21 protein-coding genes are annotated in these 25,312 nt (G+C 73.0%); 14 read left to right on the top strand and 7 right to left on the bottom strand.

Annotated features, from left to right (window positions below; all coding sequences use genetic code 11):
* Positions 1–8 precede the first annotated feature (8 nt).
* Entirely contained in the window at positions 9–689 is a 681-nt protein-coding gene (locus ACFFHU_RS07815; protein ID WP_377337013.1) for an NADPH-dependent F420 reductase, read from the bottom strand.
* Between the two features lie 166 nt (positions 690–855).
* Between ACFFHU_RS07815 and ACFFHU_RS07810 the strand changes: the two genes are divergently transcribed.
* A complete protein-coding gene (locus tag ACFFHU_RS07810; RefSeq protein ID WP_377337012.1) occupies positions 856–1,431 on the top strand; it encodes a TetR/AcrR family transcriptional regulator in 576 nt (191 codons plus the stop codon).
* 7 nt (positions 1,432–1,438) lie between these two features.
* Here the strand turns inward: ACFFHU_RS07810 and ACFFHU_RS07805 are convergent, their stop codons facing one another.
* Together ACFFHU_RS07805 and ACFFHU_RS07800 are read right to left on the bottom strand one after the other, a co-directional pair.
* On the bottom strand, positions 1,439–1,846 hold the full coding sequence (locus ACFFHU_RS07805) for an SRPBCC family protein (protein ID WP_377337011.1): 408 nt from the start codon (positions 1,844–1,846) through the stop codon (positions 1,439–1,441).
* Positions 1,847–2,011: 165 nt separating this feature from the next.
* A complete protein-coding gene (locus ACFFHU_RS07800) occupies positions 2,012–2,701 on the bottom strand; it encodes a DUF899 domain-containing protein (RefSeq protein WP_377337010.1) in 690 nt (229 codons plus the stop codon).
* A gap of 215 nt (positions 2,702–2,916) precedes the next feature.
* Here ACFFHU_RS07800 and ACFFHU_RS07795 point away from each other — a divergent pair, with 215 nt between their 5' ends.
* The 5 genes from ACFFHU_RS07795 (at position 2,917) to ACFFHU_RS07775 (ending at position 8,376) form a co-directional block, all read left to right on the top strand.
* Entirely contained in the window at positions 2,917–4,425 is a 1,509-nt protein-coding gene (locus tag ACFFHU_RS07795; RefSeq protein WP_377337009.1) for a carboxylesterase/lipase family protein, read from the top strand.
* A gap of 27 nt (positions 4,426–4,452) precedes the next feature.
* Positions 4,453–4,914 (top strand): DUF4395 domain-containing protein, encoded by a 462-nt coding sequence (locus tag ACFFHU_RS07790; protein WP_377337281.1) that lies wholly within the window; start codon positions 4,453–4,455, stop codon positions 4,912–4,914.
* Positions 4,915–4,979: 65 nt separating this feature from the next.
* Positions 4,980–6,392, top strand: a complete 1,413-nt coding sequence (locus tag ACFFHU_RS07785; protein ID WP_377337008.1) for a hydrolase — start codon at positions 4,980–4,982, stop codon at positions 6,390–6,392.
* Positions 6,393–6,614: 222 nt separating this feature from the next.
* Positions 6,615–7,007, top strand: coding sequence for a YciI family protein (locus ACFFHU_RS07780; protein WP_377337007.1), 393 nt, complete (start codon positions 6,615–6,617; stop codon positions 7,005–7,007).
* Positions 7,008–7,092: 85 nt separating this feature from the next.
* The gene (locus ACFFHU_RS07775) at positions 7,093–8,376 is read left to right on the top strand and encodes an RNA polymerase sigma factor (protein ID WP_377337280.1); all 1,284 of its coding nucleotides are present in this window, start codon (positions 7,093–7,095) and stop codon (positions 8,374–8,376) included.
* A 140-nt stretch (positions 8,377–8,516) separates the two neighbouring features.
* Here the strand turns inward: ACFFHU_RS07775 and ACFFHU_RS07770 are convergent, their stop codons facing one another.
* Complete coding sequence (locus ACFFHU_RS07770; protein ID WP_377337006.1) at positions 8,517–10,001, bottom strand: DEAD/DEAH box helicase; 1,485 nt, start codon at positions 9,999–10,001, stop codon at positions 8,517–8,519.
* 189 nt (positions 10,002–10,190) lie between these two features.
* Positions 10,191–10,769, bottom strand: a complete 579-nt coding sequence (locus ACFFHU_RS07765; RefSeq protein WP_377337279.1) for a TetR/AcrR family transcriptional regulator — start codon at positions 10,767–10,769, stop codon at positions 10,191–10,193.
* A 124-nt stretch (positions 10,770–10,893) separates the two neighbouring features.
* Between ACFFHU_RS07765 and ACFFHU_RS07760 the strand changes: the two genes are divergently transcribed.
* Positions 10,894–12,396 (top strand): MFS transporter, encoded by a 1,503-nt coding sequence (locus tag ACFFHU_RS07760; protein ID WP_377337004.1) that lies wholly within the window; start codon positions 10,894–10,896, stop codon positions 12,394–12,396.
* A 20-nt stretch (positions 12,397–12,416) separates the two neighbouring features.
* Here the strand turns inward: ACFFHU_RS07760 and ACFFHU_RS07755 are convergent, their stop codons facing one another.
* The gene (locus ACFFHU_RS07755; RefSeq protein ID WP_377337003.1) at positions 12,417–13,640 is read right to left on the bottom strand and encodes a polysaccharide deacetylase family protein; all 1,224 of its coding nucleotides are present in this window, start codon (positions 13,638–13,640) and stop codon (positions 12,417–12,419) included.
* A gap of 369 nt (positions 13,641–14,009) precedes the next feature.
* On the opposite strand from ACFFHU_RS07755, the gene ACFFHU_RS07750 reads away from it, so the two are divergent.
* From ACFFHU_RS07750 to ACFFHU_RS07720, 7 genes are all read left to right on the top strand, one after another.
* Positions 14,010–16,991 carry a glycoside hydrolase family 3 protein gene (locus ACFFHU_RS07750; RefSeq protein WP_377337002.1) on the top strand — a complete coding sequence of 994 codons (2,982 nt, stop codon included), beginning with the start codon at positions 14,010–14,012 and terminating at the stop codon, positions 16,989–16,991.
* Positions 16,992–17,125: 134 nt separating this feature from the next.
* Positions 17,126–18,130, top strand: coding sequence for a LacI family DNA-binding transcriptional regulator (locus tag ACFFHU_RS07745; RefSeq protein ID WP_377337001.1), 1,005 nt, complete (start codon positions 17,126–17,128; stop codon positions 18,128–18,130).
* Positions 18,131–18,321: 191 nt separating this feature from the next.
* Positions 18,322–19,638 carry an ABC transporter substrate-binding protein gene (locus tag ACFFHU_RS07740; RefSeq protein ID WP_377337000.1) on the top strand — a complete coding sequence of 439 codons (1,317 nt, stop codon included), beginning with the start codon at positions 18,322–18,324 and terminating at the stop codon, positions 19,636–19,638.
* 71 nt (positions 19,639–19,709) lie between these two features.
* A complete protein-coding gene (locus ACFFHU_RS07735; RefSeq protein WP_377336999.1) occupies positions 19,710–20,624 on the top strand; it encodes a carbohydrate ABC transporter permease in 915 nt (304 codons plus the stop codon).
* A complete protein-coding gene (locus tag ACFFHU_RS07730; protein ID WP_377336998.1) occupies positions 20,621–21,532 on the top strand; it encodes a carbohydrate ABC transporter permease in 912 nt (303 codons plus the stop codon). The genes ACFFHU_RS07735 and ACFFHU_RS07730 overlap by 4 nt, the downstream gene beginning before the upstream one ends.
* Before the next feature lie 59 nt (positions 21,533–21,591).
* Positions 21,592–24,009, top strand: a complete 2,418-nt coding sequence (yicI, locus tag ACFFHU_RS07725) for an alpha-xylosidase (RefSeq protein ID WP_377336997.1) — start codon at positions 21,592–21,594, stop codon at positions 24,007–24,009.
* 43 nt (positions 24,010–24,052) lie between these two features.
* Positions 24,053–24,610 (top strand): DUF1707 SHOCT-like domain-containing protein, encoded by a 558-nt coding sequence (locus tag ACFFHU_RS07720; RefSeq protein ID WP_377336996.1) that lies wholly within the window; start codon positions 24,053–24,055, stop codon positions 24,608–24,610.
* Here ACFFHU_RS07720 and ACFFHU_RS07715 read toward each other — a convergent pair.
* Positions 24,577–25,293: a DUF1275 family protein gene (locus ACFFHU_RS07715; protein WP_377336995.1), complete on the bottom strand. Its 717-nt coding sequence runs from the start codon at positions 25,291–25,293 to the stop codon at positions 24,577–24,579. The two genes, ACFFHU_RS07720 and ACFFHU_RS07715, sit on opposite strands and share 34 nt — an antisense overlap.
* Between the last annotated feature and the right edge of the window lie 19 nt (positions 25,294–25,312).

Here is a 25,312-nt window from a genome sequence, read left to right as displayed (position 1 = left end):
GCGGAGGGTCAGCGCACGACCTTGATGTTGAACATCGGCGTGTTGAGCGTGCCCATCAGGCGCAGCCAGAGCGGCAGCAGCATCTCCGTGCCGCGGGCGCCGGTGATGTCGCCGAGGTCGATCACGTCGGTGTGACCGAAGCTCTCCAGGAGGCCGGCCACCGTCTTCTTGGCGCCGGCGTCGTTGCCGGCCATGAAGACGGTGTGGTTGCCGTCCGCCACCGCGCGGGGGCGGACCATCAGTTCGGCGGTGAGGGTGTTGAGGGTCTTCACCACGCGCAGCCCGGGGAACTCGGCCTGGAGCTGTTCGCCCAGGCTGTCGGTGTCCTTGACGAACAAGCTCGGCGGGAAGCCCGCGGAGAAGTCGAGGGGGTTGGCGATGTCGATCAGGATCTTGCCGGTCAGGTCGGCGGCGCTGGCGGCCCGGACGGCCGGCAGCGTCGCGCTGCCGGAGGTCGCGTTGACCAGCACTTCCGCGTCGGCCGCGGCCTCGGCGAAGGTGGCCAGCCGGACCTTCGGCTGACCGGCCGCCCACTGCGGGTACGGCGGGTTGCCCATGCCGTCGGGGGAGGTCTTCGCCATGGTGCCTTCGACGTCGCGGGTGCCGACGGTCACCTCGTGGCCCAGCTCGGCGAGCCGCCCGGCCAGGGCCTGCCCGACCACTCCGGTGCCCAGAACCGCGATCTTCATGGTGTGCTCCCTGCCTGTGTGTCGATGGCCTGCGGCAGCCAAGCTAACAGACAGGTCTGTCTACTGCAATGGCTTACGGGCGCCTGGGTGTGTAGATGCGGTCGGGGACCTGCACAGACACGTCTGTATAGTTTGCTCAATCGGCCGAGCGCGAAAGGTGTGGAACGTGAGTCAACCTGCGCAGCCGGCGCGCGAGCGCATCCTCGGCACCGCGTTCCGGCTGTTCTACGCGCACGGGCCCCGCGGGGTCGGGGTGGACACCGTGATCGCCGAGTCGGGCGTGGCCAAGGCCACGCTCTACAAGCACTTCCCGCGCAAGGACGACCTCGTGCTGGCGTACCTGGACAGGGTCGACCAGATCTGGTTCGGTCAGCTCCGCGCGGCCGCCCGGGCCGCCGGCGACGACCCGCGCGAGCAACTGGTGGGCATGTTCGACGCGCTCGCCTCGGCGGCCCGCCGCGAGGGCTACCACGGCTGCGCCTTCATCAACACGGCCGCCGAGAGCGACACCGGCAGCGACGTGCACTCCCGTACCGTCGAACACAAGAACGTGGTCCGCGCCTGGGTGACCGACCTCGCCCGGCGGGCCGGGGCGGCCGAGCCCGACCTGTTGGCCCGCCAGCTCACCCTCCTGCTCGACGGCGGCCTCGCCGCCGGGGTTCTCGACGCCGACCCCGCCGCCGCCGCGGCGGCGAAGGCCACCGCGCGGATGCTCGTCCAGGCGGCCTGCGCCCCGGCCTGACCGGCCGCTACCCGCGTTCCATCCGGCGCTTGAGGGTGCGGAGGTCGGTCAGCACGGCGTTGGCGTCGCGTTCGAAGTCCTCGTCGTCCATCCCCGGGGACCGGCGCAGGCTGAACACCACCTCGCAGCCGGACCCCAGGGTGGTCACGCGCATCGGGTTGTAGAAGGTCTCGCCGGACGGCGGCGTCACCCAGTGATCCAGGACCCCGTGCTCGTTCCGGGGGGCGAAGGAGACCACGACGCGGCCCATCGGCGCCTCGGCGACCCACTCTCCATCGATGAACTCGATGGAGCTGCCCAACCCGGACGCCCATTCGGGCAGGTGCGCGGGATCCGACGCGTAGTCGTAGACCTGCCGAGCCGGGCGGTCCACGTACGTGCTGAGGTGTCGGGAAATCGGACCGATCGTGTCCATGGTGGCCAGGCTATCCACCCCCGTGCCCGCCGTCTTGAACGAATCGGCGCCGGCCGGGCGCCGGCGACCCGCCGCGCCCGCCGGCGCCCGACCCCCGTTCCGGCTTTCCCCAGGGCGGCTTTCCCCGGGGCCGGCTTTTCCTGGGGCTGCTGTCCCCGGGGCGGATCAGCCGCCCGCCGGCCCGTAGAGCTCGGCGATCTCCTGCGAGCTGGTCCACCGGCTGTAGGTGGGCGACTGCGGCCAGCCGGAGGGGGAGTCCTGCCACTCCTCCTGCCGCCCGTACGGCAGCAGGTCGATCAGCCCGACCGAGTAGCTGAGCTGCTCGGTGCCGCGGCCCGTGGTGTGCCAGGTGCGGTAGACGGTGTCGCCGTCCCGCAGGAACACGTTGACCGCGAACCCGCCGCCGGGCGGCGCGCCGACATCGGCGCCGAACGGGCTGTTGGCGGTGGAGTACCAGGTCATCTTGTTGCCGACCCGCCGCTTGTACGCGAGCGCCTCGTCGATCGGGCCCTGGGTGACGATGACGAACCGCGCGTCGTAGGCGTCCAGCATCTCCAACCGGGTGAACTGCGCGGTGAACCCGGTGCAGCCCGGGCACTGCCACTCCTCGCCCGGGAACCACATGTGGTTGTAGACGATCAGCTGGGACCGGCCCTCGAACACGTCCGCCAGCCGGACCGGCCCCTGCTCGCCCTCCAGCGTGTAGTCCGGCATCCGGACCATCGGCAGCCGCCGGCGCTGCGCGGCGATGGCGTCCAGTTCCCTGGTGGCCGCCTTCTCCCGGACACGCAGCGCGTCCAGTTCGCGCTGCCAGGTGTCGGCGTCGACCACGGGCGGCAGTGCTGCTGCGGTCATCGGATCTCCTCATGATCATGTTGGGCAAACCGTCTCAGGTGGTAGACGTTGCGCGGCCGCCGAACTCATCGGTGTGGCCGCGCGGACACCGAAATGGCTTGCCGGCCGTGGGCCCGCACCCGCATGCTCGGCCGAGCGGAACGCCGGCGCGCACCCGCCGGCCCTACCCGGCCGGAACCCGCCGGCCCCACCGGGCGGGAGCGGAGAGGTCCAGCATGCCGTCGGAATCCGAGCCGGAGGTCCGGACCATCGCGGGCGTGCTCCGCGGCCGCCGGGAGGCGGGCCGGACGGTCTTCCGCGGCATTCCGTACGCCGAACCGCCGGTCGGTGCGCTCCGGTTCGCCGCGCCGCGCCCGGCGCCCGGCTGGGACGGTGTGCGCCCGGCCGTCGCATACGGCCCCCCGCCCCCGCAGCCCGCCGGCTTCGGGGCGTCCCCCGGCGCCACCGGCGACGACTGGTTGACGGTCAACGTCTGGACCCCGCGGCTGGATCCGGCGGCCGGGCTTCCGGTGCTGGTCTGGATTCCCGGCGGCGGCTACGTCGTGGGTCACTCCGGCCTCCCCGAGTACGACGGCGGGCGCCTGGCCGGAAGCCGAACCGTGGTGGTGACGGTCAACTACCGTCTCGGCATCGAGGGCTTCGGCCAGCTCGACGGGGCGCCGGCCAACCGGGGGCTGCTCGACCAGGTGGCGGCCCTGGAATGGGTGCGGGACAACATCCGCCGCTTCGGCGGCGATCCGGAGCGGGTCACGATCTTCGGCCAGTCCGCGGGCGGGGGGTCGGTGGCCGCGCTGCTGGCCATGCCGCGCGCGGCCGGACTCTTCCGGCGGGCGGCGGCGCAGAGCGTACCGGGGACTTTCTTCGCCCCGGAGCTGGCCGCGGACGTCGCGGCCGCCTGCGCCGCCGAGCTGGGGGTACGCCCCACCGCGGCCGCGCTGTCGGCGGTGGACCCGGCCCGGTTGCCGGCCGTCGGTGAGGCGATCTCCGCCGCCATGGCCGGCCGGCGGGAGCGCTGGGGGCAGATCACGCACCGGCCGATCCCGTTCGCGCCCGTGGTCGACGGTGACGTGCTGCCGGCCGCCCCGTGGCGGGCGCTGGCCGGCGGCGCCGCCCGGGACGTCGGGCTGCTCGTCGGGCACACCCGGGACGAGCACCGGCTGTTCAGCCTGCTCGACGGGGTGCTCGGCCGGGTCACCCGGGAGCAGGCCGACACCGCGCTGCGGATGCTCGCCCCCGGTCCGGACGGGGCACGCCGCTACCGGGCGGCGTTCCCGGGCGCCGGCGGCGAGGAGCTGTACGAGCTGGTCAACGCCGACTGGCTGTTCCGGATGCCGAGCCTGCACCTGGCCGAGGCGCAGGCCCGGGGCGGTGGCCGGGTCCACCTGTACGAGCTGACCTGGCCCGCGCCCGGCCTGGGCGGCGCCCTCGGCGCCTGCCACGGCCTGGACGTGCCGCTCGTCTTCGGCAACCTGGGCGCCGGGCAGCCCGCCATGCTGATCGGCGACCCGCCCTCCCCGGCGGCCGAGGAGCTGTCCGAACGCATCCGCCGGGCGTGGACGGCGTTCGCCGCGACCGGCGACCCGGGGTGGCCCGGGTACGATGCCGAGCACCGCCGCACCCGGCTGTTCGACACGCCATCGACGGTTACCGCGTACCCGGAGGAGGCCTCCCGGCGGCTGTGGCGCGACCACGCCTTCCCGGCGCTCCCGCTGCTGGCTCCCTAGCGCCGTAGCGGAGAGACGTCGGCCCGGCTGGTCGCCGGCGGGGTGGTCGTGCTGTCCACCGCGGCGATCGTGCTGGATCAACCGTGGCTCACGGCCGTCATCGCGTACGGGTTCCTCGCGCGGGTGCTCGCGGGTCCCAAGCTCAGCCCGCTCGGCCTGCTCGCCACCCGGGTGATCACGCCGCGGCTGCCGGTGCCGGAGAAGCTCGTGCCCGGGCCGCCCAAGCGGTTCGCCCAGGGGATCGGCGCGGTGCTGGCCGGGGCCGCGGCCGTGCTGGCGCTGGGCTTCGGCCAGCACGTCGCGGCGTACGTCGTGCTCGGTGTGGTGGCCCTGGCGGCCACCCTGGAATCGGTGTTCGCCTTCTGCGTGGGCTGCACGATCTTCGCGGGCCTCATCCGGCTGGGCTGGATCCCCGAGGAAGTCTGCGCCGAGTGCAACGACATCTGGAGTCGCGCGCCGGCCCGGCCGGTCTCGGGTCGGGCCGGATAACCAGCCGAGAGGGCTCGGGCTCAGACCGCTGTTCAGGCGACCCGGCGGCCAATAGAGTGCCGCCTATGAATGCCTCCCGCCGTCGCCGGCCAGCCATCCTGCTCACAAGCATGCTGCTGGCCGCCGCACCGCTGACGATCGCCGACCCCGGGCCGCACCCGGCCGCCGCGGCGACCGTCCACCGCGTCCTGTTCGACAACAGCAAGGCCGAAACGGCCGGCAACGCCGACTGGATCATCAGCACCAGCATGCCCGACCCGCTGGCGCAGAACCCGAACCCGACATCCGAGACCTCCTGGACCGGCGCGATCTCAGCCTGGGGGGTGGGGCTGCAACGGACCGGTCGGTACAGCCTCAAGACGTTGCCGGCCGGCAACACCATCACGTACGGCGGTGGGGGCGCCCTGGACCTGGCGAACTTCGACGAGTTCGTGCTGCCCGAGCCGAACTCGTCGCTGAGCTCCGCGGAGAAGACCGCCATCATGCGCTTCGTGCAGGGCGGCGGAGGACTCTTCCTGGTCGTCGATCACACCGGCAGTGACCGGAACAACGACGGCTGGGACTCGGTGAAGATCGCCAACGACCTGCTGACCAATAACGGGGTCGACAACACCGACCCGTTCGGGTTCAGCGTGGATGTCAACAACATCGGCACCGAGAACCCCACCGCGATCAACGACGGCGCCAACCCGGTGCTGCACGGCCCGTTCGGCGCCGTGACCGGCAGCATCATCCGCAACGGCAGCACGCAGACGCTGCACCCGACGGACAACGCCGCCGTCAAGGGCCTCGTCTACCGGGCCGGCTACAGCGGCAACACCGGCGCCGAGTTCAGCACCAGCACGTTCGGCGCCGGCCGGGTCGCGGTCTGGGGCGACAGCTCGCCGATCGACGACGGCACCGGGCAGTCCGGCAACACCCTCTACAACGGGTGGAACGACCCGGCCGGCACCGACGCGGCGCTGGCGCTCAACGCCACCGAGTGGCTGGCCGGCGGTGGCGGCGGTAGCGGCGGTGGGTGCACCTCGGCCCAGCTGCTCGGCAACCCCGGCTTCGAAACCGGCACGGCCGCGCCGTGGTCGGCCAGCAGCGGGGTGGTCACCAACGACAGCGCCGAACCCGCGCACGGCGGCACCTGGAAGGCGTGGCTCGACGGGTACGGCGCGGCGCACACCGACACGGTCTCGCAGACCGTCTCCATCCCCGCGACCTGCACGTCGGCGACGCTGAGCTTCTGGCTGCACGTGGACACCGCCGAGACGTCCACCAGCACCGCGTACGACACGCTCACGGTCACCGCCAACGGCACCAGGGTGGCCGGCTACTCCAACGTCGACGCCGGCTCCGGCTACACCAGCCGGACCGTCGATCTGACCGGGTACGTCGGGCGGAGCGTGACGCTCACCTTCACCGGCGTCGAGGGCAGCAAGCTGCAGACCTCGTTCGTCCTCGACGACGCGGCGCTCACGGTCTCCTGATCCCGGTCCGGCCCGTCACCGGTCCGGTCGGCCCGTCCTGGCCCGGCGATCATCTCGTCGGGTCGGGTCGGGTCGGGTCGGGTCGGGTCGGGCCGGGCGGGTCGGGGCAGGAGCGAGGCCGGTCGAGCCGGGGCGGGGCCGGGGATGTAGACATCGGGGGGTCCGCTCCGACGTTCCCGTCGACCGGCGGATCGACCGCCGGCCGAGATCAGGGAGTTCGCCATGAAGTACGTGATCATGATCCACTCGAACCCGCAGCCGTGGGGTCACCCGACCTCCGAGTTCCTCCCGGCCCACCAGGAGCTGCCGGCGGACGTACGCCAGCGGCTGAACGCCGACTTCGAGCGGGTGCTGTCCGAGTTGCAGGCCAACGGCGAACTGGTCGGCGGCGAGGCCCTCGGCGACCCGGCCGCGGCCCGGCTGTACCGGTGGCGGGACGGCGCGCCGCTGGCCAGCGACGGCCCGTACTCCGAGTCGAAGGAGCACCTGGCCGGCTTCTTCCTCATCGACGTCGAGGACCGGTCCCGGGCCGAGGAGGTTGCCGCGGTGATGTCCGGCCCGGGCGAGACGGTGGAGCTGCGCCCGCTGATGTGGCCGGGCGGCGCCGACCAGTGACGGCGACCGACCAGTGACGCGACCGACCACTGACGGCGACCGACCGGTGTCGGCCCGGGGCGGCGCCGGCGGCGGACCGGTGACGATGCTGGCGGACGTGTGGCGCCGGGAGGCGCCGCACGTCCTCGGCGCGCTGCTGCGCCGGCACGGCGACCTGGGCGACTGTGAGGACGCCCTGCAGGACGCGGCGGAGGCGGCCACCGGCCAGTGGGCCGCCGCCGGGATCCCGGACGACCCGCGGGCCTGGCTCATCCGGGTGGCGTCCCGGCGGCTGATCGACCGGGTCCGCGCCGACTCGGCGCGGACCCGGCGTGAGGCGCTCGACGCGGCCCGCCGGCCCGACGACGCGCGCGCGGCGCCGGCCGTGGACGGCGGCGCCGGGCCGGGCACCGACGACACCCTCCGGCTGTTCTTCCTGTGCTGCCACCCGGCCCTGAGCCGGCCGTCCCAGGTGGCGCTCACGCTGCGTGCCGTGGCCGGCCTGGGGGTGGAGCAGATCGCGGCCGGCTACCTGGTGCCGGCCCGCACGATGACCCAGCGGCTCACCCGGGCCCGCGCCGCGCTGCGCGAGGCGGGCGCCCGGTTCGCCATGCCGTCGCCGGCGGAGCTGCCGGCCCGGGTGGCCGCCGTGCTCGACGTGTGCCACCTGGTGTTCACCGAGGGCTACGCGCGGACCTCCGGCGAGGCCCTGCTGGACGTCGAGCTGGCCGAGGAGGCCATCCGGCTCACCCGCCGGGTGCACGCGGCGCTGCCCGACCACGACGAGGTGGCCGGCGCGCTGGCGCTGATGCTGCTCACCCACGCCCGCTCGCCGGCCCGTACCGACGCGGTTGGTGACCTGGTGCCGCTGGCCGACCAGGACCGGTCCCGGTGGCGCCGCGAGCCGATCGCCGAGGGCGTCGCGCTGCTCGAACGGACCCTGCCACGCGGGCACGTGGGCCGCTACCAGCTCCAGGCGGCCATCGCGGCCGTGCACGCCGAGGCCGCGACCTACGCGGCCACGGACTGGCGCCAGATCAGCATGCTGTACGCGATGTTGCGCCGGCTCGCCCCCGCACCGACCGTCACGCTCAACCAGGCGGTCGCGGTGGCCATGGCGTACGGCCCGGCCGCCGGGCTCGCGCTGCTCGATCCGCTGCGGGCGGACCCGACCATGCGCCGGCACCACCGGTGGTACGCCGTCCGCGCCCACCTGCTGGAGCTGGACGGTCAGCTCGCCGCCGCCGCCGAGCACTACCGGCGGGCCGCCCAGCTGACCGCGAGCCTGCCGGAGCAGCGCTACCTCAACCGGCGGCTCGGCCGGCTGCGGGATCGGTCGGCAGCCGGAGCGCCGGGCTCGGTCGCTCCCAGATGCGACCGGGGTCGTTGAGCGGATCGACGTGGAACACCTGGACCGGGATGGTGGGTGCGACCAGCCGGCCGCACGCCGGCGCGGCCCGCCGTGCGGTTGTCCGGGCGCCCGGGCTCAGCGGGTCCGGGCGCCCGGCCGGTTGTCTGGGTGCCCCCGGGTCAGCGGGCCCGGCCCCGGCCGGTGCCGACCCGGCTGCCGGCGGAGAAGGCGGCCGCACCGGACGTTCGCGGCGTCGCGGAGCTGGGGGCAGCGGTGCGACCCCGCCCGCCGCGGCCCGTACCCGGTTCCCGGGAGCTCACCTGGCGGGCTTCGGTCGCGGGCATGCCGGCCGAGGCCCGGCCGCGGCCGCGCCGCGACCGGCCGCCACCGCCGGTCCGATCACCGCCGGCCGTCCGGTCCCGGCCGGCGGGCCGGTCGCCGCCGGCGGGAGCCGGGGCCGGCGGGTCGACGAGGGTACGCGGGCCCGGTGCGATCTGGCCGAGCAGCTGGTGCCCCGGCCGCAGCCGGGTGATCGTCGGCGCGATGCCGGCCTGCCGGGCCAGGCTGCGGACCGCCGCGACCTGGTCGTCGGTCATCAGGGTCACCACCGTGCCGGTGGCGCCGGCCCGGGCGGTCCGGCCGGACCGGTGCAGGTAGGCCTTGTGCTCGGCCGGCGGGTCGGCGTGCACGACCAGCGCCACGTCATCCACGTGGATGCCCCGGGCAGCGATGTCGGTGGCCACCAGCGTCGTCACGTCGCCCGTCGCGTACGCCTGCAGGTTGCGGGTCCGCGCGTTCTGCGCCAGGTTGCCGTGCAGCTCGGTGGCCGGCACGCCGGCCGCGACGAGCTGGCGGGTCAGCGTCTTGGCCCGTCGCTTGGTGCGGGCGAAGACCAGCGTGCGGCCCGGGGCGGAGGCGAGGTCGACGAGGACCGCGAGCCGGTCACGGTCGTCGATCTGCAGCATGTGGTGCGGCACCTCGACGGGCGCCGCGACCGAGTCGACGCTGTGCGTCACCGGGTTGTTCAGGTAGCGCTTGACGAGAACGTCGACGCCGGCGTCGAGGGTGGCGGAGAAGAGCAGCCGCTGGCCGCGCTTCGGGGTCCGGTCGAGCAGCCGGCGTACGACCGGCAGGAAGCCGAGGTCGGCCATGTGGTCGGCCTCGTCGAGCACGGTGATCTCGACGGCGTCGAGGCTCGCGTGGCCGCCCTCCATGTGGTCGGCCAGCCGGCCCGGGCAGGCCACCAGGATGTCCACGCCGGCGCGCAGGTTCTTGATCTGCGGGCCGGGGGCCGTGCCGCCGAAGACGGTCAAGGTCCGCAGGGACAGGGCCGCCGCGAGCGGGGCGATCGACTCCTCGATCTGAGTGGCCAGCTCGCGGGTCGGCGCGAGCACCAGCGCGCGGGGCCGGCCGGGGCGGCGCGGGGTGCCGCTGGCGGCCAGGCGGGCCAGCAGCGGTAGCGCGAAGGCGTACGTTTTGCCCGATCCGGTGCGTCCGCGTCCCAGGACGTCCCGTCCGGCCAGTGCGTCCGGCAGGGTCGCGGCCTGGATCGGGAACGGCGAAGTGACGCCGCGACCGGCCAGCGCCCGGACGAGGGCGTCGGGAACGCCGAGCTCGGCGAAGGTTACGGCTGAGGAAGATGTGTGCGGGCGGCGTGCCGCCATGAGTTCTCCGAACGTAAAAGTAAGCGCAGCCCGGCGCCGGCCGGTGGCCCGAGGCTCTGGCGGGCGGTCCTGACGGCCGCCGGCTCTGATGGCGGAATTGATCCGGCCAGGAAAAGGAAAGCACCACCAGGCTACCCGATCGGCGCCGGGGCGTTGATCGGCGGGGCGATGGGACGGGTGGTCGGGCGGTCAGCGGACGGCGGGGACGCGCAGCCCGTCGAGGGCGATCCCGAGCACCCGGTCGCGCTGCTCCGGCTCGGGGAACTGCGCCATGGTGAGGCCGCTGAGCAGCCGGATGACGTCGTCGAAGGTGGCGTCGGAGCGTACCGCCCCGGCCGCCTGCGCGCGTGCCATCAGCGGCTCACCGGCCGCGTAGATCTCGGTGCGGCAGGTGCGGAACAGCTCGGAGTCGTGCACCAGCTCCTCGGCCAGGGCCCGCTTGGTGGCCGCGTACCCGACGAACCGGCGCAGCCAGCCGACCAAGGCGTCCCACGGCGGCAGGCTGGTCAGGTCGGCGGCCGACCGGCTGAGCTGCCGCACCTCCTCCACGTAGAGCGCCTCGAAGAGGTCGCGGCGGGTGGGAAAGTTGCGGTACAGGGTGCCGATGCCCACGCCGGCCCGCCGGGCCACCTCCTCCAGCGAGGCGGCCCCGCCGGCCTCCGCGAACACCTCGCGGGCCGCCGCGATCAGGGCCTCGTAGTTCCGCCGGGCGTCGGCCCGCTTGGGCCGCCGCGCGAAGACGCCGGTCGCGCCGTCCGGGCCGGTCATGACGTACGTCACCTCGCCTCGCTTGCAACCGGAGGCATCCCTCCGATACGTTAACGGAGGCACTCCTCCGGATATGACCGGAGACCTGCCTCCGGATAGCTTAACGCACATTGGAGTTCCAGCCGTGACACAGCTCTCCCGGCGCGGCTCGCCCCGCCTCACCTTCCTGGTCCTGGCCGCCGGCGCCGGATCCTTCGCGCTGCTCCAGTCGCTCATCACGCCGGTGCTGCCGACCATCCAGCACCACCTGCACACCTCCCAGAACACCGTCACCTGGGTGCTGACCGCGTACCTGCTCTCCGCCTCCGTGTTCACCCCGATCCTCGGCCGGGTCGGCGACAAGGTGGGCAAGGAGCGGATGCTGGTCGTCTCCCTCGCCGCGCTTGCCCTGGGTTGCCTGCTGGCCGCCGTGGCGCCGAGCATCGGCCTGCTCATCGCGGCCCGGATCGTCCAGGGCGTCGGCGGGGCGGTCTTCCCGCTCTCGTTCGGCATCATCCGCGACGAGTTCCCGCCCGCCCGGGTCTCCTCGGCGGTCGCCACGATCTCGGCCATCGTGGCCGTGGGCAGCGGCCTGGGCGTGGTGCTCGCCGGCCCGATCGTCACCGCGCTGGACTACCGGTGGCTGTTCTGGATCCCCATGGTGGTGGTCGGGGTGACCGCCGTGGCCGCCCGGCTGTTCGTGCCCGAGTCCCCGGTCCGGAACCCGGCCCGGATCGACGCCCGGGCCGCTCTGCTGCTCTCCGGCTGGCTGGTCGCGCTGCTGTTGCCGGTCAGCAAGGCCGCCACCTGGGGCTGGACCTCCGGGCGGGTGCTGGGCTTGTTGGCGCTGGCCGTGCTGCTGCTGGCCGGCTGGCTGGTGGTCGAGATCCGCTCCGCCGCCCCGCTGATCGACCTGCGGATGATGCGCCTGCCCGGCGTCTGGACCACCAACCTGGTGGCCCTGCTCTACGGCGCGTCGATGTTCTCCCTCTTCGCCTTCCTGCCGCAGTTCGTCCAGACCCCGGCCGCGGCCGGGTACGGCTTTGGCGCCAGCGTCAGCCAGGCCGGCCTGCTCATGCTGCCGATGCTGGTGGCCATGTTCGTGGCCGGCATGCTCGCCGGCCGGCTGGAGCACCGGTTCGGTCCCCGGGCGCAACTGATCACCGGTGCCGCCTTCAACCTGCTCGCCTCCGCGCTGCTGGTCGTGGCGCACGACACCCGGTGGCAGATCGGGGTGGCCGGCGGCCTGGTCGGGCTCGGCATCGGCCTGGCGTTCGCGTCGATGGCCAACCTGATCGTCGCCAACGTCTCGGCCCGGGAGACCGGCGCGGCCACCGGGATGAACGCCAACATCCGCACCATCGGCGGCGCGATGGGCGCGGCCGTGGTGAGCGGCGTGATCACGGCGCACCCGCAGGCCAACGGCCTGCCCCGGGAGGCCGGCTTCACCCTCGGCTTCGTGGTGCTCGCCGGCCTCGCCCTGGCCGCCGTACTGGCGGCCCTGACTGTGCCGTCGTCCCCGCGGCGCGCCGGGGCGCACCGTCGACCGTCTTCCGCGCCGGAACCGGTCGCCGGACCGGCCGTTGCCGACCTGGCCGCCGCCGAGCTGGCCGCCGTGGAGGTGACGCCGGTGGCCGCCGGCCGCTGACCCGGCCGCCCCGATCGGGCTCAACCGGTCGGGGCGGCGGCTCCGGTCAGGAAGTCGGCCCAGCCACCCGCCGGCTTCCGCCCCACGGGCAGCGACCGGAGCCGGGTGAGCACCCGGGGATCCTGCGCCTCGAGCCAGTCGACCAGCTGGCGGAAGGACACGAACCGGACCTGCGGATGTTGGGCCATCTCGGTCGCCGCCTCGACCAGCGCGTCCAGGTAGATGCCGCCGTTCCACTGCTCGAGATGGTTGCCGATGACGAACGGCGCCCGGTTGCTGGTGTAGGCGCGCCGGAACCCGGCCAGGTAGGCGTCCCGCACCTGCCGACGCCAGGTGGGACGCAGGTCCGGGTCCCCGTCCGGGGTTCCCGACTGGTTGTACATCATGTTGTAGTCCATCGAGATGACCTCGAAGTTGTGCCCCGGGAACGGGATCTGCTGCATGGGCAGGTCCCACAGGCCGTTGTCGAACCGCCGGGGCCAGACCTGGGTGCCGGTGCCGGAGCTGTCGTACCGCCAGCTCCGGACCCGCTTGGCGCGCAGCAGGTTGGCCTGCCCCTCCAGGCACGGGGTGCGGCCGCCGACCAGCTCCCGGGTGTAGTCGAACGGCAGCGGCGGCAGGTCGTCGAACCCGGTGTTGGTGCGCCAGTTGGCCACGAACCCGATGGCCTGGTCGATCTCGCTGTCCCAGTCGGCCGGCGACCACCGCTGCACGCCGTCCGGGCCGCAGAAGTGCCCGTTGAAGTGGGTCCCGATCTCGTGCCCCTCCGGCCAGGCGAGGCCGAGCTGCTCGATGGTGGCGTGCACCGACCGGTCCGACAGGAAGTCGATGTCCGAGGCGCCGACTGGATGCCGGGGCGGCCGGTAGGCCATCCGCTTGGACTCGGGCAGGACGTATATGCCGGACAGGAAGAACGTCATGGCCCCGTGCAGCTGGCCGGCCACCTCGCGCATCCGGGAGAACAGCCGGGCCTCCGTCTCGCCGGCGCCGTCCCAGGAGAGCACCACGAACTGCGGCGGCGCCTCCCCGGGCCCGATCCGGCGCGCCGGCGGCTGGTTCGGCTGCGGCCCGCTGTCCCGGGTGCTGCCGTCGCCGATCAGGCCCGCCGGCTCGACCGGCAGCGGCGATCCGGTCGCCGTCGCGGTCGTGGCGCCGGCGGCGGGCGTACCGCTCGGTCCGGCCGCCCGCGGCGTGGCGCGATGGCCGACCTCGCAACCGGCCAGCGAGCCGACGGCGGCGCCCATGGCCGCACTCAACACGAATCTTCTACTGATACCCACCGGCCCCGCCCCGCGATGAACCGTGCACTGATGCCGTCACTGTGCGGCATCGACGCCACTCCGGTTGGCGGTTTGCCGCCATTCGGCACCAATCGGGAGCTTCCGCCCCTGGCGTCGATCGGTGGTCGGCCCGGCGACCGCCGGTCCGCCCCTCGGATCGAGCCGCGAACCGCCGCACCGGGACCGTGGCATCCGGTACGGCGTCCGTCGCGGTGTTGCCCAGCGCATCGCCGTACGTCTATAGTTGGCGGCCAATCGAAAATCATGGCCGTCGTTCCGGCGGGCCGCTCGTCGAAGCGCTTCGACGGACGCCGAAACCGTGAGGAGAACCGCATGCGGAACCGGCGCCTCGGGCGCGGGCTCACCAGCCTGGTGCTCGCCCTGCTGATCCTGCCGACCGTTCCCGGCACGGCGCTCGCCGAGCCGACGTACCCGTTCCGGAACCCGGGCCTGCCGGCGGCCGTGCGGGTCGACGACCTTCTCCGGCGGCTCACCCTGGACGAGAAGGTCTCCCTGCTGCACCAGTACGAGCCGGCCATTCCCCGGCTCGGCATCGGGCTGTTCAAGACCGGCACCGAGGCGCTGCACGGGGTGGCCTGGTCCACCGACATCGACAACGGCGGCGCGGTGGTGAACGCCGAGGGCACGTCGTTCCCGCAGGCCGTGGGCCTGGCCAGCACCTGGGACCCGGCGCTGATCAACCGGGTCGGCTCGGCCGTCGGCGACGAGGCGCGCGGATACCACGCGCAGAACCCGCGGCTCTGGGGGCTCAACCTGTGGGCGCCGGTGGTGAACCTGCTCCGCGACCCGCGCTGGGGTCGGAACGAGGAGGGCTACTCCGAGGACCCGCTGCTCACCGGCGCCATCTCCACGGCGTACGGGTCCGGAATGGAGGGCGACGACCCCGACCACCTCAAGGCCGCGCCGACCCTCAAGCACTACCTGGCCTACAACAACGAGGTACGCCGGGACGTCACCTCGTCCAACGTGCCGCCAAGGGTGCTCAACGAGTACGACCGGCAGGCGTTCCGACCGGCCATCGCGGCCGACGCGGCCACCGGGGTGATGGCGTCGTACAACCTGGTCAACGGCCGTCCCGCCACCGTGGACCCGAGCCTCGACACGGTGGTGCGGAGCTGGACCGACCGTCCCCTGATGAACGTCACCGACGCCTGGGCGCCGAACAACCTCACCGGATCGGAGGCCTTCTACGCCACCCAGCCGGAGGCCGACGCGGCGGCCATCCGGGCCGGCATCAACAGCTTCACCGTGGACGACACCAACGGGCAGCCCACGGTCACGGCCGTCAAGCAGGCCCTCGCGGCCGGGCTGCTCACCGAGCGGGACATCGACACCCGGGTCCGGCAGATCCTCAGCATCCGGTTCCGGCTCGGCGAGTTCGACCCGGGCGGCGGCCCGTACGGCTCGATCGGCGCCGACGTCATCAACAGCCCGGCGCACCAGCGGCTGAACCGGCAGGCCGCCGACGAGGCCGTGGTGCTGCTGAAGAACTCCCGCGACGCGCTCCCGCTCAACCCCGCGAAGACCCGCAAGGTGGCCGTGCTCGGCCCGCTGGGCGACACGCTCTATTCCGACTGGTACGCCGGCCACCTGCCGTACCAGGTGACCGCGCTCGACGGCATCCGGGAGCGGCTGGGCTCGTCGGCCACCGTCACCGGGGTGGACGGCGCGGACCGGATCGCGCTCAAGGACACCGCCACCGGCCGGTACGTCACGGCCACCGGCACCACCGACGCCGACAAGGTCGCCGCCACCGGCGAGACCGCCTCTCCGGCCGCGCAGTTCGACGCGGTGGACTGGGGCCAGGGCGTGCTCACCCTGCGCAGCGTCGCCAACGGGCGCTACCTCGGCTACAACTGGGGCCCCTTCATCACCCGGGACGAGCAGCCCAACGGGTGGTTCGTGCAGCAGCAGTTCAAGCTCGAGCCGCAGCCCGACGGCACCTTCGTGCTGCACTACGCCGGTTACGAGACGCAGGAGAGCTGGTTCGGCGCCAACACGTACGTGACCGTCGGGGCCGACGGAGCGCTCGCGCTCGGCGCGGCCACCGCGGCCGACGCGGCGCATTTCAGCCGCGAGGTGATCAGCAGCGGCATCGACCGGGCCGTCGCGGCGGCCAAGGCGGCCGACACCGCCGTGCTGGTGGTCGGCAGCAACCCGTTCATCAACGGCCGGGAGGCGCACGACCGGACCACCATGGCCCTGGGCGCCAGCCAGGAGGCCCTGGTGCGGGCGGTGACCAAGGCCAACCCGCACACCGTGCTGGTGCTGCAGACCAGCTACCCGGACACCATCACCTGGGAGCAGCAGCACGTCCCGGCCATCGTCTGGACCACCCACGCCGGCGCCGAGACCGGCCACGCGGTGGCCGATGTGCTCTTCGGCGACCACAACCCGTCCGGCAAGCTCACCCAGACCTGGTACCGCTCCGACGACCAGCTGCCGCCGGACCTGCTGAACTACGACATCATCTCGTCGCGGCAGACCTACCTCTACAGCCACGCCGACCCGCTCTACGCGTTCGGCCACGGGCTGTCGTACACCCGGTTCCGCTACGGCAACCTGCGTGCCGACCGGACGGTCCGGGCCGACGGCACGATCACCGCGCGGGTGGACGTGACCAACACGGGCTCGCGGGCCGGCGCCGAGGTGGTGCAGCTCTACAGCCACCAGCGGACCTCCCGGGACGCCACCGCGATCCGGCAGCTGCGGGCGTTCCAGCGGGTCGAGCTGGCGCCCGGGCAGACCCGGACGGTGACGCTGCGGCTGCGTGCGGCCGACCTCGCGCACTGGGACGTCACCCGCAGCCGATGGGTGGTCGAGGACTCCACGTACGACCTGCTGGCCGGCTCGTCCTCGGCGGACATCCGGGCCCGGGCCGCGGTCCGGGTCCGCGGCGAGACGATCCCGCCGCGCGACCTGTCCCGGCCGACCCGCGCGGAGAACTTCGACGGGTACGCCGGGGTCCGGCTGGTCGATCAGAGCAAGGCCGCCGGTACGGCCGTCGGGGCCACCGAGGCCGGGCAGTGGATCTCGTTCAAGCGGTCGGATCTGCTGCGCGGCGCCGGCACGTTCACCGCCCGGGTCGCCAGGGCCGGCGCGGGGGAGGGGACCGTCCAGGTCCGGCTCGGCTCCCCGACCGGTCGCCTGCTCGGCACGGCCGCCGTGCCGAGCACCGGCGACGACTACCGGTACGTCGAGGTGTCCGCGTCGCTCGCGCGGGCGTCCGGCGTGCGCGACGTGTACCTGGTGTTCGGCGCGCCGCTCCGGCTGGCCGACTTCACCCTCCGCTGACTGCCGCCGCCCGGATGGAAGGAAGGGCCCCTTCTTATCGCATTTTGTATAGCAGGGGCCCCTTCTTAACAGGCAGTAGGATCTGCTGACCGGCGGCCGGTCCCCGCCGGTCGACCAGTCGACGGGAGGGGCCGATGGCGACGATCAGTGATGTCGCTCGCGCCGCCGGCGTCTCGGCCAGCACCGTCTCGTACGTGCTCAGCGGTCGCCGGCCGATCTCGGCGGAGACCCGGGCCCGGGTCCAGGCGGCCATCGCCGAACTGCGGTACCACCCGCACGCCGGCGCCCGCGCGCTGGCCAGCAGCCGGACCAGCGTGCTGGCCCTGGTGGTGCCGTTGCGGGTGGACGTCAACGTGCCGGTCATCATGCAGTTCGTGACCGCGGTGGTCACCGCGGCCCGGGCGCAGAACCACGACGTGCTGCTGCTGACCAAGGACGAGGGCACCGCCGGGTTGGAGCGGGTGGCCGGGGCCACCATGGTCGACGCGCTGATCGTGATGGACGTCGAGTGCCGGGACGTACGGATCCCGGCGCTGCGCCGGCTGCGGCAGCCATCGGTGCTGATCGGCCTGCCCGACGACCCGGACGGGCTGGCCTGCGTCGACCTGGACTTCGCGGCCACCGGCCGGGAGATCGTGCGGCACCTGGCCGGGCACGGGCACCGGCGGATCGCGCTGGTGGGCCCGACGCCGGTGGTCTACCAGCGCGGCACCAGCTACGCGGAGCGGTTCCTCGACGGCTTCACGAGCACTGCCGCCGAGTTGGGCGTCCGGGCGGTGGCCCGGCCATGCGAGCCGGGCGGCGACGGCGTACGGGCCTGCCTGGCCGGCATCGACGCGGAGCTGTCCGGGGTGTCGGCGCTGGTGGTGCACAACGAGGAAGCGCTGCTGCCGCTGCTCGACGAGCTGCGGGTCCGGGGCCGGCGGATCCCCGAGGACGTTTCGGTGGTGGCGGTCTGCCCGCGCGACGTGGCGGTCGCCCTGCCGGTACGACTGACCTCTGTGGACATCCCCGCCCACGAGGTGGGCACGCTGGCCGTCGAGCTGGCGATGGGCCTGCTGGACGGCCGCGGCCCGGCCGCGCCGCGGCTGTTGCCCCCCACCCTGGTCGAACGGGACACCTGCGCGCCCCCGCCCTGACAAGCGTTAAGAGGGGGCCCTTCCTCTACCGAAAGCGATAAGAAGGGGCCCTTCCTTGCGGGTTGACATCTAGGGGGATCGTTCCTTAGCGTCTGGCCATGGGGTGCGTCGAAGCGTTTCGATTCACCGATCGTCGAAGCGCTTCGACTGGCGCGTACCCGATCGGGGCCCGAACCCGCTGGGAGGACGGCATGGTCAGATCACGAGCCGGCATGGCCGCGGGCGCGGTGCTGCTGGCAGCGTCGCTCGTGCTCGCCGCGTGCGGCAGCGCCGGCGGTGGCGGTGGCGGTGACGAGGGCGCCGACGCCAAGACGCTCACGCTGTGGCACTACGAGGGCCCGAACAGCGCCATGGGCATCGCCTGGAACGAGGCCATCAAGCAGTTCAAGGCCGGCCACCCGGGCGTCGAGGTGAAGTTCGAGGAGAAGAGCTTCGAACAGATCCAGCAGAACGCCGGCATGATCCTCAACTCGGACAGCGCGCCGGACATCATGGAATACAACAAGGGCAACGCCACCGCCGGCCTGCTCTCCAAGCAGGGCCTGCTGACCGACCTGTCCGACCAGGTCAGCAAGCGAGGCTGGGACAAGGAGCTCAGCCCGAGCCTGCAGACCACCGCGAGGTACGGCCCGGACGGCGTCATGGGCAGCGGCAAGTTCTACGGCGTGCCCAACTACGGCGAGTACGTGATGGTCTACTACAACAAGGACCTGTTCGCCAAGCACAAGGTCGCGGTGCCGACCACGCTGCCGGAGTTCGAGTCCGCGATGGACACCTTCGTCAAGGCCGGCATCACCCCGCTGTCGGTCGGCGGCGGCGAATATCCGGCGCAGCAGATCTTCTACGAGTTGGCGCTGTCCAAGGCCGACCGCGGCTTCGTCGACAACTACCAGCTCTACAAGAGCAAGGTCGACTTCCACGGACCGGAGCTGACCTTCGGCGCGCAGACGTTCGCGGACTGGGTCGGCAAGGGCTACCTCGCCAAGAACTCGGCGAGCATCAAGGCCGAGGACATGGGCGTGGCCTTCGAGCAGGGCAAATTCCCGATCATGATCTCCGGCAGCTGGTGGTACGGCCGGTTCGCCAAGGAGATCAACAAGTTCCAGTGGGGGACGTTCCTGTTCCCGGGCAACAAGCTGCACCCGGGCTCCAGCGGGAACCTCTGGGTGGTGCCGGCCAAGGCCAAGGCCAAGAAGCTGGCGTACGACTTCATCGACATCACCATGAAGCCGGAAATCCAGGACCTGCTGGGCAACAACGGCGGCGTACCGGTGGCGGCCGACGCCGGCAAGATCTCCGACCCGAAGAACAAGGAGCTCATCGACAACTTCGCGTCGATCTCCTCCGCCGACGGCCTGGCGTTCTATCCGGACTGGCCGGCGCCGGGCTACTACGACGTGCTGGTGGGTGGCGTCCAGGGGCTGATCAACGGATCGAAGTCGCCGACCGCGATGCTCGACGAGATCGCCAAGCCGTACAACGACAACCTGGCCGACATCGGCAAATGAGCCGGCCGCGGACCCCGAACGGGCGTCCGGGGTCCGCGGCTGTCGGCCAGGATCGACCGACGGGAGGCGGGATGGCAGTCGGGCAGGGGTCACGGCGCGGCGGGTACGCGGTGTTCCTGATCCCCGGGGTGGTGGCGGCGGTCGCGGTGATCGTGGTGCCGCTCGTGATGACCGTGTACGTCAGCTTCACCCGGTGGACCGGCATCGGTGCTCCGGAGTGGGTGGGGCTGGCGAACTACCGGCGGCTGTTCGCCGACGCCACCTTCTGGGCCTCCTTCGGGCACATTCTCGGGCTGATCGTGGCCATGGCGGTGCTGCCCACCCTGCTCGGGCTGGTCCTCGCGGCGGTGCTCTTCGACTACCTGGCCCCGGTGTTCGGCAACCGCTGGGCCAGCGCGCTGCGCTCCGGGCTCTATCTGCCGCAGGTGCTGCCGGTGGCGGTCACCGGCATCGTCTGGGGCTGGATCCTGCACCCCAGCTACGGCGCGCTGAACCGGATCCTCGACTCGGCCGGGCTCGGTTCGCTGGCCCGGAACTGGCTGGGCGATCCGGCGTACGCGCTGCCCAGCGTGATGGCCGTGATGGTCTGGGTGCAGCTCGGCTACCCGGTGGTGATGTTCATGGCCGGGCTGCAGCGCGTCGATCCGGAGCTGGCCGAGGCGGCCGCGCTGGACGGCGCCGGCTGGTGGGAGCGGTTCCGCCGGATCAGCGTGCCGCTGATCCGGCCGGAACTCTACGTCGTGCTGGTCACCACCACCATCGCCGCGTTGAAGATCTTCGGCCAGATCTTCGTGCTGACCCGGGGCGGCCCGAGCAACGCCACCCTGGTCCCGTCGTACTTCGCGTACAAGAACTTCTTCGAGAAGTTCAACGTCGGCTACGGGTCGGCGATCTCGACGGTCCTCACGGTGCTCATCGTGGCGCTGGCCATCCTGTTCCTCCGGTTGCAGGACCGGGAGCAGCGGGCCGCGGGGGGCCGGCGGTGACGGCCACGGCGGCCGACCGGCGCGGTGGCCGGCCCGCGCCGACCGGCCCGCGCCCCCGCCGTACCGCGCCGGCCCGGCGGCGGCCCGGCCGGCGACCGACCCGGTACGTGGTGCTGGTCGCGCTCGTGGTGCTGACGCTGCTGGTGGTGGCCCCGCTGCTGGTGGTGGCGCTGAACGCCGTGAAGAGCCCGGCCGACTACGCCGGCAACGGGCCGCTGGCGCTGCCGAGGTCGCTGTACCTGTCCGGCATCGTCGACTTCTGGCACCGGGTCGACTTCACCCGCAAGCTGCTCAACAGCCTGGTGATCAGCCTGGCCGTGGCGGTCGGCGGGGTCGGGCTGTCGGTGCTCAACGCGTACGCCCTGGGCATCGGCCGCATCCGCGGCCGGATCTGGTTCCTGGTCTTCTTCCTGGTGGCCAACCTGTTGCCGCAGGAGGTCCTCGTCTACCCGCTCTACTACCTGGCCAAGAGCCTGCACCTGTACGACAGCCTGCTGTCGATCATCATCATCTTCACCGTCATCCAGAGCGCCTTCGGCACCTACCTGCTCTCGTCGGTCTATCTCGAGTTCCCGACCGAGCTGCTCGACGCCGCGGCCGTGGACGGGGCGGGCCGGTGGCGCGCGCTGGTCCGGGTGGTGGTGCCGGTGAGCCGGCCGACCCTCGCGGTGCTGTTCACCTTCTTCTTCATCTGGACCTGGAACGAGTTCTTCCTGCCGCTGATCTTCCTGGTCTCCAGCGACACCCAGACCGTCCCGGTGGCCCTCGGCGTGCTGCAGGGCGACCGGCAGATGGACGCCACCACCACCAGCGCCTCGGCGCTGATCGGCATCCTGCCCGCGGTGATCTTCTTCCTCATCTTCCAGCGCACGCTGACCCGGGGCATCGCCGCCGGCGCCCTGAAATAGCCACCCGCCGATCCCGTGGGTCCGCCCCGGCGCCCACCCGTACCGCAGAAGGATGGTCGATGAGGTTCACCGACGGCTACTGGCGCAAGCGTGACGGTCTGACGGTGCTGCACCCGGTGCAGCTCGTGGACGCCGCGGCGGACGCCGGCACACTCACCGTGTACGCCGCCGCCCGGCCGGTGCGCGGCCGGTACGACACCATGGACAACCCGATCTTCACGGTGACGTGTACCTCGCCCATGCCGGACGTCATCCGGGTCACCATCGCACACCATCTGGGGGTACGGCCCGGGCTGCCGGGCTTCGACATCGCCACCGACCCGGACACGCCGGTGAAGGCCACCGCCGCCGACGACGGCGCCTCGTTCACGTCCGGTGCGCTCACCGCCCGGTTCACCGGCGCCGGCGGACCCGACGGCGACGGCTGGCGGCTGGACTTCGAGGCCGATGGCCGGGTGCTCACCGGCAGCGGCCGCAAGGGGATGGGCATCGTGGCCGTGACGTCCGGCCCGGACGCCGGCCGGCGGTACGTGCACGAGCAGCTCGACCTCGGCGTGGGCGAGGCCGTGTACGGGCTCGGCGAGCGGTTCGGCCCGCTGGTGAAGAACGGCCAGTCCATCGACATCTGGAACGATGACGGCGGCACCAGCAGCGAGCAGGCGTACAAGAACGTGCCGTTCTATCTGACCAACCGCGGCTACGGGGTGCTGGTCGACCATCCGGGCCGGGTGTCCTTCGAGGTGGCGTCCGAGATGGTGTCCCGGACCCAGTTCAGCGTGGCCGGCCAGAGCCTGTCGTACCTGGTCATCCATGGCCCCACCCCGCGGGACGTGCTCCGCCGGTACACCGCGCTCACCGGCCGGCCGGCGCTGCCCCCGCCGTGGTCCTTCGGGCTGTGGCTCACCACCTCGTTCACCACGCCCTACGACGAGCAGACCGTCACCTCGTTCGTGGACGGCATGGCCGAGCGCGACCTGCCGCTGAGCGTCTTCCACTTCGACACGTTCTGGATGCGCGAGTTCCACTGGTGCGACTTCGTCTGGGACAGCCGCACCTTTCCCGACCCGCCCGGCATGCTGGCCCGGCTCGCCGCCCGCGGGCTGCGCACCTGCGTCTGGATCAACCCCTACATCGCCCAGCGGTCCGCCATGTTCGCCGAGGGCGCGGCCCGGGGCTACCTGCTGCGCCGGCCGGACGGCGACGTCTGGCAGTGGGACCGCTGGCAGGCCGGGATGGCGCTGGTCGACTTCACCAACCCGGCCGCCCGGTCCTGGTACGCCGGCAAGCTGCGGGCCCTGCTGGAGATGGGCGTCGACTGCTTCAAGTCCGACTTCGGCGAACGCATCCCGCTGGACGTCGAATACTTCGACGGCTCGGACCCGGAGCGGATGCACAACTACTACACCCAGCTCTACAACGAGACCGTCTTCGAGGTGCTGCGGGAGCACCGCGGCGAGCACGACGCGGTGGTCTTCGCCCGGTCGGCCACGGTCGGCGGCCAGCGGTTCCCGGTGCACTGGTCCGGCGACAACTCCGCCACCTTCTCCTCGATGGCCGAGACCCTGCGCGGCGGCCTGTCGCTGTCGGCCTGCGGGTTCGGGTTCTGGAGCCACGACATCGGCGGCTTCGAGGGCCGGCCCGACCCGGCGGTCTTCAAGCGCTGGATCCCGTTCGGGCTGCTCTCCTCGCACAGCCGGTTGCACGGCAACCAGAGCTATCGGGTGCCGTGGCTGTTCGACGAGGAGGCCGTCGAGGTTCTCCGCCGGTTCACCCGGCTGAAGAACAGCCTCATGCCGTACCTTTTCGGGGCGGCCGTGCGGGCGCACCGGGAGGGGGTGCCGGTGCTGCGCGCCATGGCCGTCGACTTCCCGGACGACCCGGCCTGTGACCACCTGGACCGGCAGTACCTGCTGGGCGACGATCTGCTGGTGGCGCCGGTGTTCACCGCCGACGGGGACACCTCGTACTACGTGCCGGCCGGCCGGTGGACCCGGTTCCTGGACGGCCGTACGGTCGACGGGCCCGGGTGGGTCCGCGAGACGCACGGCTTCGACAGCGTGCCGCTGCTGGTCCGGCCCGGCGCGGCGCTGGCGGTGGGCGCCCGGGCGGACCGGCCGGACTACGACTACGCCGACGGCGTCACGCTGCGGCTGTACGGGCTGGCCGACGGCGCCCGGCGCACGGTCACCGTGCCGGCCGCGGACGGCACGGCCGCGGCCACCTTCGAGGTCGGCCGGTCCGGCCGGGCCATCCGGGTCGACCGCCGCGGCGCGCCGGCCCCGTGGCGGGTGCTGGCGGTCGGCGAGCGGCCCGAGCCGGTGGACGGGACGGCGCCGGCTGATGGCAGGGCGCCGGCGGATGGCACGGCGCCGGCGGATGGCACGGCGCCGGCGGTCGTCGCGGCGGCGACGGACGACGGCGCCCTGGTCGAGCTGCCGGCCGGCGCCACCGGCTGCGAACTCCGGCTCGCCGGCTGACCGGGGCTCCCGCCCGACCGGTCCGAGGTCCTAGATTTGTCCCATGACCGGAGAGCTGGCGCCACGGCCCGAGACGCGCGTGTCGGACGACGAACGCAACCGGGTGGTCGACCGGTTGAACCAGGCCGTCGGCGAGGGGCGGCTCACGCTGGCCGAGTTCGAGACCCGGGTCGACGGCGTGCTGGCCGCGCGTACCCAGGCCGAGTTGGAGCCCTGGACCGCCGACCTGCCGGCCGCGGTCGGCGCGCCGGAGTCGGCTCAGCTGCGCTCCCGGGCCTCGTCGCTGCGCCGGGCCGGTCGGTGGGTGGTGCCGCGCCGGTTGCTCATCGAGACCAGGTCGTCCAGCGTCCGGCTCGACCTCACCCAGGCCGTCATCACGTCGCCGACCGTCGAGGTGCTGCTCGACGTCCAGAGCAGCTCGGTGCAGCTGATCCTGCCGCCCGGGGCGTCGGCCGAGGTGCACGACGTGGAGCTGACGGCCAGCTCGGCCAGGGCCAGGGTGCCCGACTCGGGCGGCCTGCACGTCGTGCTGCGCGGCACGCTCCGGTCCTCCAGCCTCAGGGTGCGCTACCAGCGCCGCTTCCTGCGCTGGCGGTGGTGAGCGGTCGCGATCAGGACCGCCACCGCCACCAGGACCGCCGGTGGGATCCCCGCCCAGTCCGGTGCCAGCCGCAGCCCCACTGCGCCCAGCGCCGCGCCGGCGAACAACCCCAGCAGGCGGCTCAGCCCACCGGCCGTGGCGGCGACCCGGTGCGGGTCAAGCACGAGGGTCCGGACGATGGCGGTGAGCGAGCCGGTCAGGTACGTGGTGGAGGGGTTGTGCTGCCCGGACCCGATGCTCACCATGCTCTGCGTACCGCTCGCGGCCGCCGCGCCGGCCAGCAGCGCCAGCCCGACGGGGTGGCCTGGACGCGGCTCGGCGGCCAGCCAGCCGGCCGCGAAGCCGGCGAGCAGGACCATCTCCGCGGCCATGGCGACCGTGGTCCGGAGCTGCCATCCAGGTGGCGTCCCGCGCAGCGCGAGCGCCCCGCCGGCCACCCCGGCCGCGTACCCGGCCACAGCGGTCAGACCGACGGCCAGCGGGCGGACGTCCCAGCCGGCGAGCGCCCGGCCGAGCTGGACCAGGTTGCCGGTGATGATGCTGGCGAAGAATCCGCCCAGCCGGACCAGGCACAGCACGTCGAGCCAGCCGGAGGCGGCGGCGAGCAGCACCAGCAGCCCGGACACGGCCGTCGGCCGTGGCCCTCGGCGACCGGCGCGGTCCCCGGCGTCCGCGTTCGGCATCCGACCCCTTGCGGTGACC

It is taken from the genome of Plantactinospora siamensis, assembly GCF_042434095.1.
Taxonomy (GTDB): Bacteria; Actinomycetota; Actinomycetes; order Mycobacteriales; family Micromonosporaceae; genus KBS50.
This window is presented reverse-complemented; position numbering and strand designations above follow the sequence as displayed.

Excerpts from the sequence above, each read along its gene's own strand:
- ACFFHU_RS07815 (WP_377337013.1), bottom strand. The coding sequence starts at position 689 with ATGAAGATCGCGGTTCTGGGCACCGGAGTGGTCGGGCAGGCCCTGGCC.
- ACFFHU_RS07805 (WP_377337011.1), bottom strand. The coding sequence starts at position 1,846 with ATGGACACGATCGGTCCGATTTCCCGACACCTCAGCACGTACGTGGAC.
- ACFFHU_RS07800 (WP_377337010.1), bottom strand. The coding sequence starts at position 2,701 with ATGACCGCAGCAGCACTGCCGCCCGTGGTCGACGCCGACACCTGGCAG.
- ACFFHU_RS07795 (WP_377337009.1), top strand. The coding sequence starts at position 2,917 with ATGCCGTCGGAATCCGAGCCGGAGGTCCGGACCATCGCGGGCGTGCTC.
- ACFFHU_RS07785 (WP_377337008.1), top strand. The coding sequence starts at position 4,980 with ATGAATGCCTCCCGCCGTCGCCGGCCAGCCATCCTGCTCACAAGCATG.
- ACFFHU_RS07780 (WP_377337007.1), top strand. The coding sequence starts at position 6,615 with ATGAAGTACGTGATCATGATCCACTCGAACCCGCAGCCGTGGGGTCAC.
- ACFFHU_RS07775 (WP_377337280.1), top strand. The coding sequence starts at position 7,093 with ATGCTGGCGGACGTGTGGCGCCGGGAGGCGCCGCACGTCCTCGGCGCG.
- ACFFHU_RS07770 (WP_377337006.1), bottom strand. The coding sequence starts at position 10,001 with ATGGCGGCACGCCGCCCGCACACATCTTCCTCAGCCGTAACCTTCGCC.
- ACFFHU_RS07765 (WP_377337279.1), bottom strand. The coding sequence starts at position 10,769 with ATGACCGGCCCGGACGGCGCGACCGGCGTCTTCGCGCGGCGGCCCAAG.
- ACFFHU_RS07755 (WP_377337003.1), bottom strand. The coding sequence starts at position 13,640 with ATGGGCGCCGCCGTCGGCTCGCTGGCCGGTTGCGAGGTCGGCCATCGC.
- ACFFHU_RS07750 (WP_377337002.1), top strand. The coding sequence starts at position 14,010 with ATGCGGAACCGGCGCCTCGGGCGCGGGCTCACCAGCCTGGTGCTCGCC.
- ACFFHU_RS07745 (WP_377337001.1), top strand. The coding sequence starts at position 17,126 with ATGGCGACGATCAGTGATGTCGCTCGCGCCGCCGGCGTCTCGGCCAGC.
- ACFFHU_RS07740 (WP_377337000.1), top strand. The coding sequence starts at position 18,322 with ATGGTCAGATCACGAGCCGGCATGGCCGCGGGCGCGGTGCTGCTGGCA.
- ACFFHU_RS07735 (WP_377336999.1), top strand. The coding sequence starts at position 19,710 with ATGGCAGTCGGGCAGGGGTCACGGCGCGGCGGGTACGCGGTGTTCCTG.
- yicI (WP_377336997.1), top strand. The coding sequence starts at position 21,592 with ATGAGGTTCACCGACGGCTACTGGCGCAAGCGTGACGGTCTGACGGTG.
- ACFFHU_RS07720 (WP_377336996.1), top strand. The coding sequence starts at position 24,053 with ATGACCGGAGAGCTGGCGCCACGGCCCGAGACGCGCGTGTCGGACGAC.
- ACFFHU_RS07715 (WP_377336995.1), bottom strand. The coding sequence starts at position 25,293 with ATGCCGAACGCGGACGCCGGGGACCGCGCCGGTCGCCGAGGGCCACGG.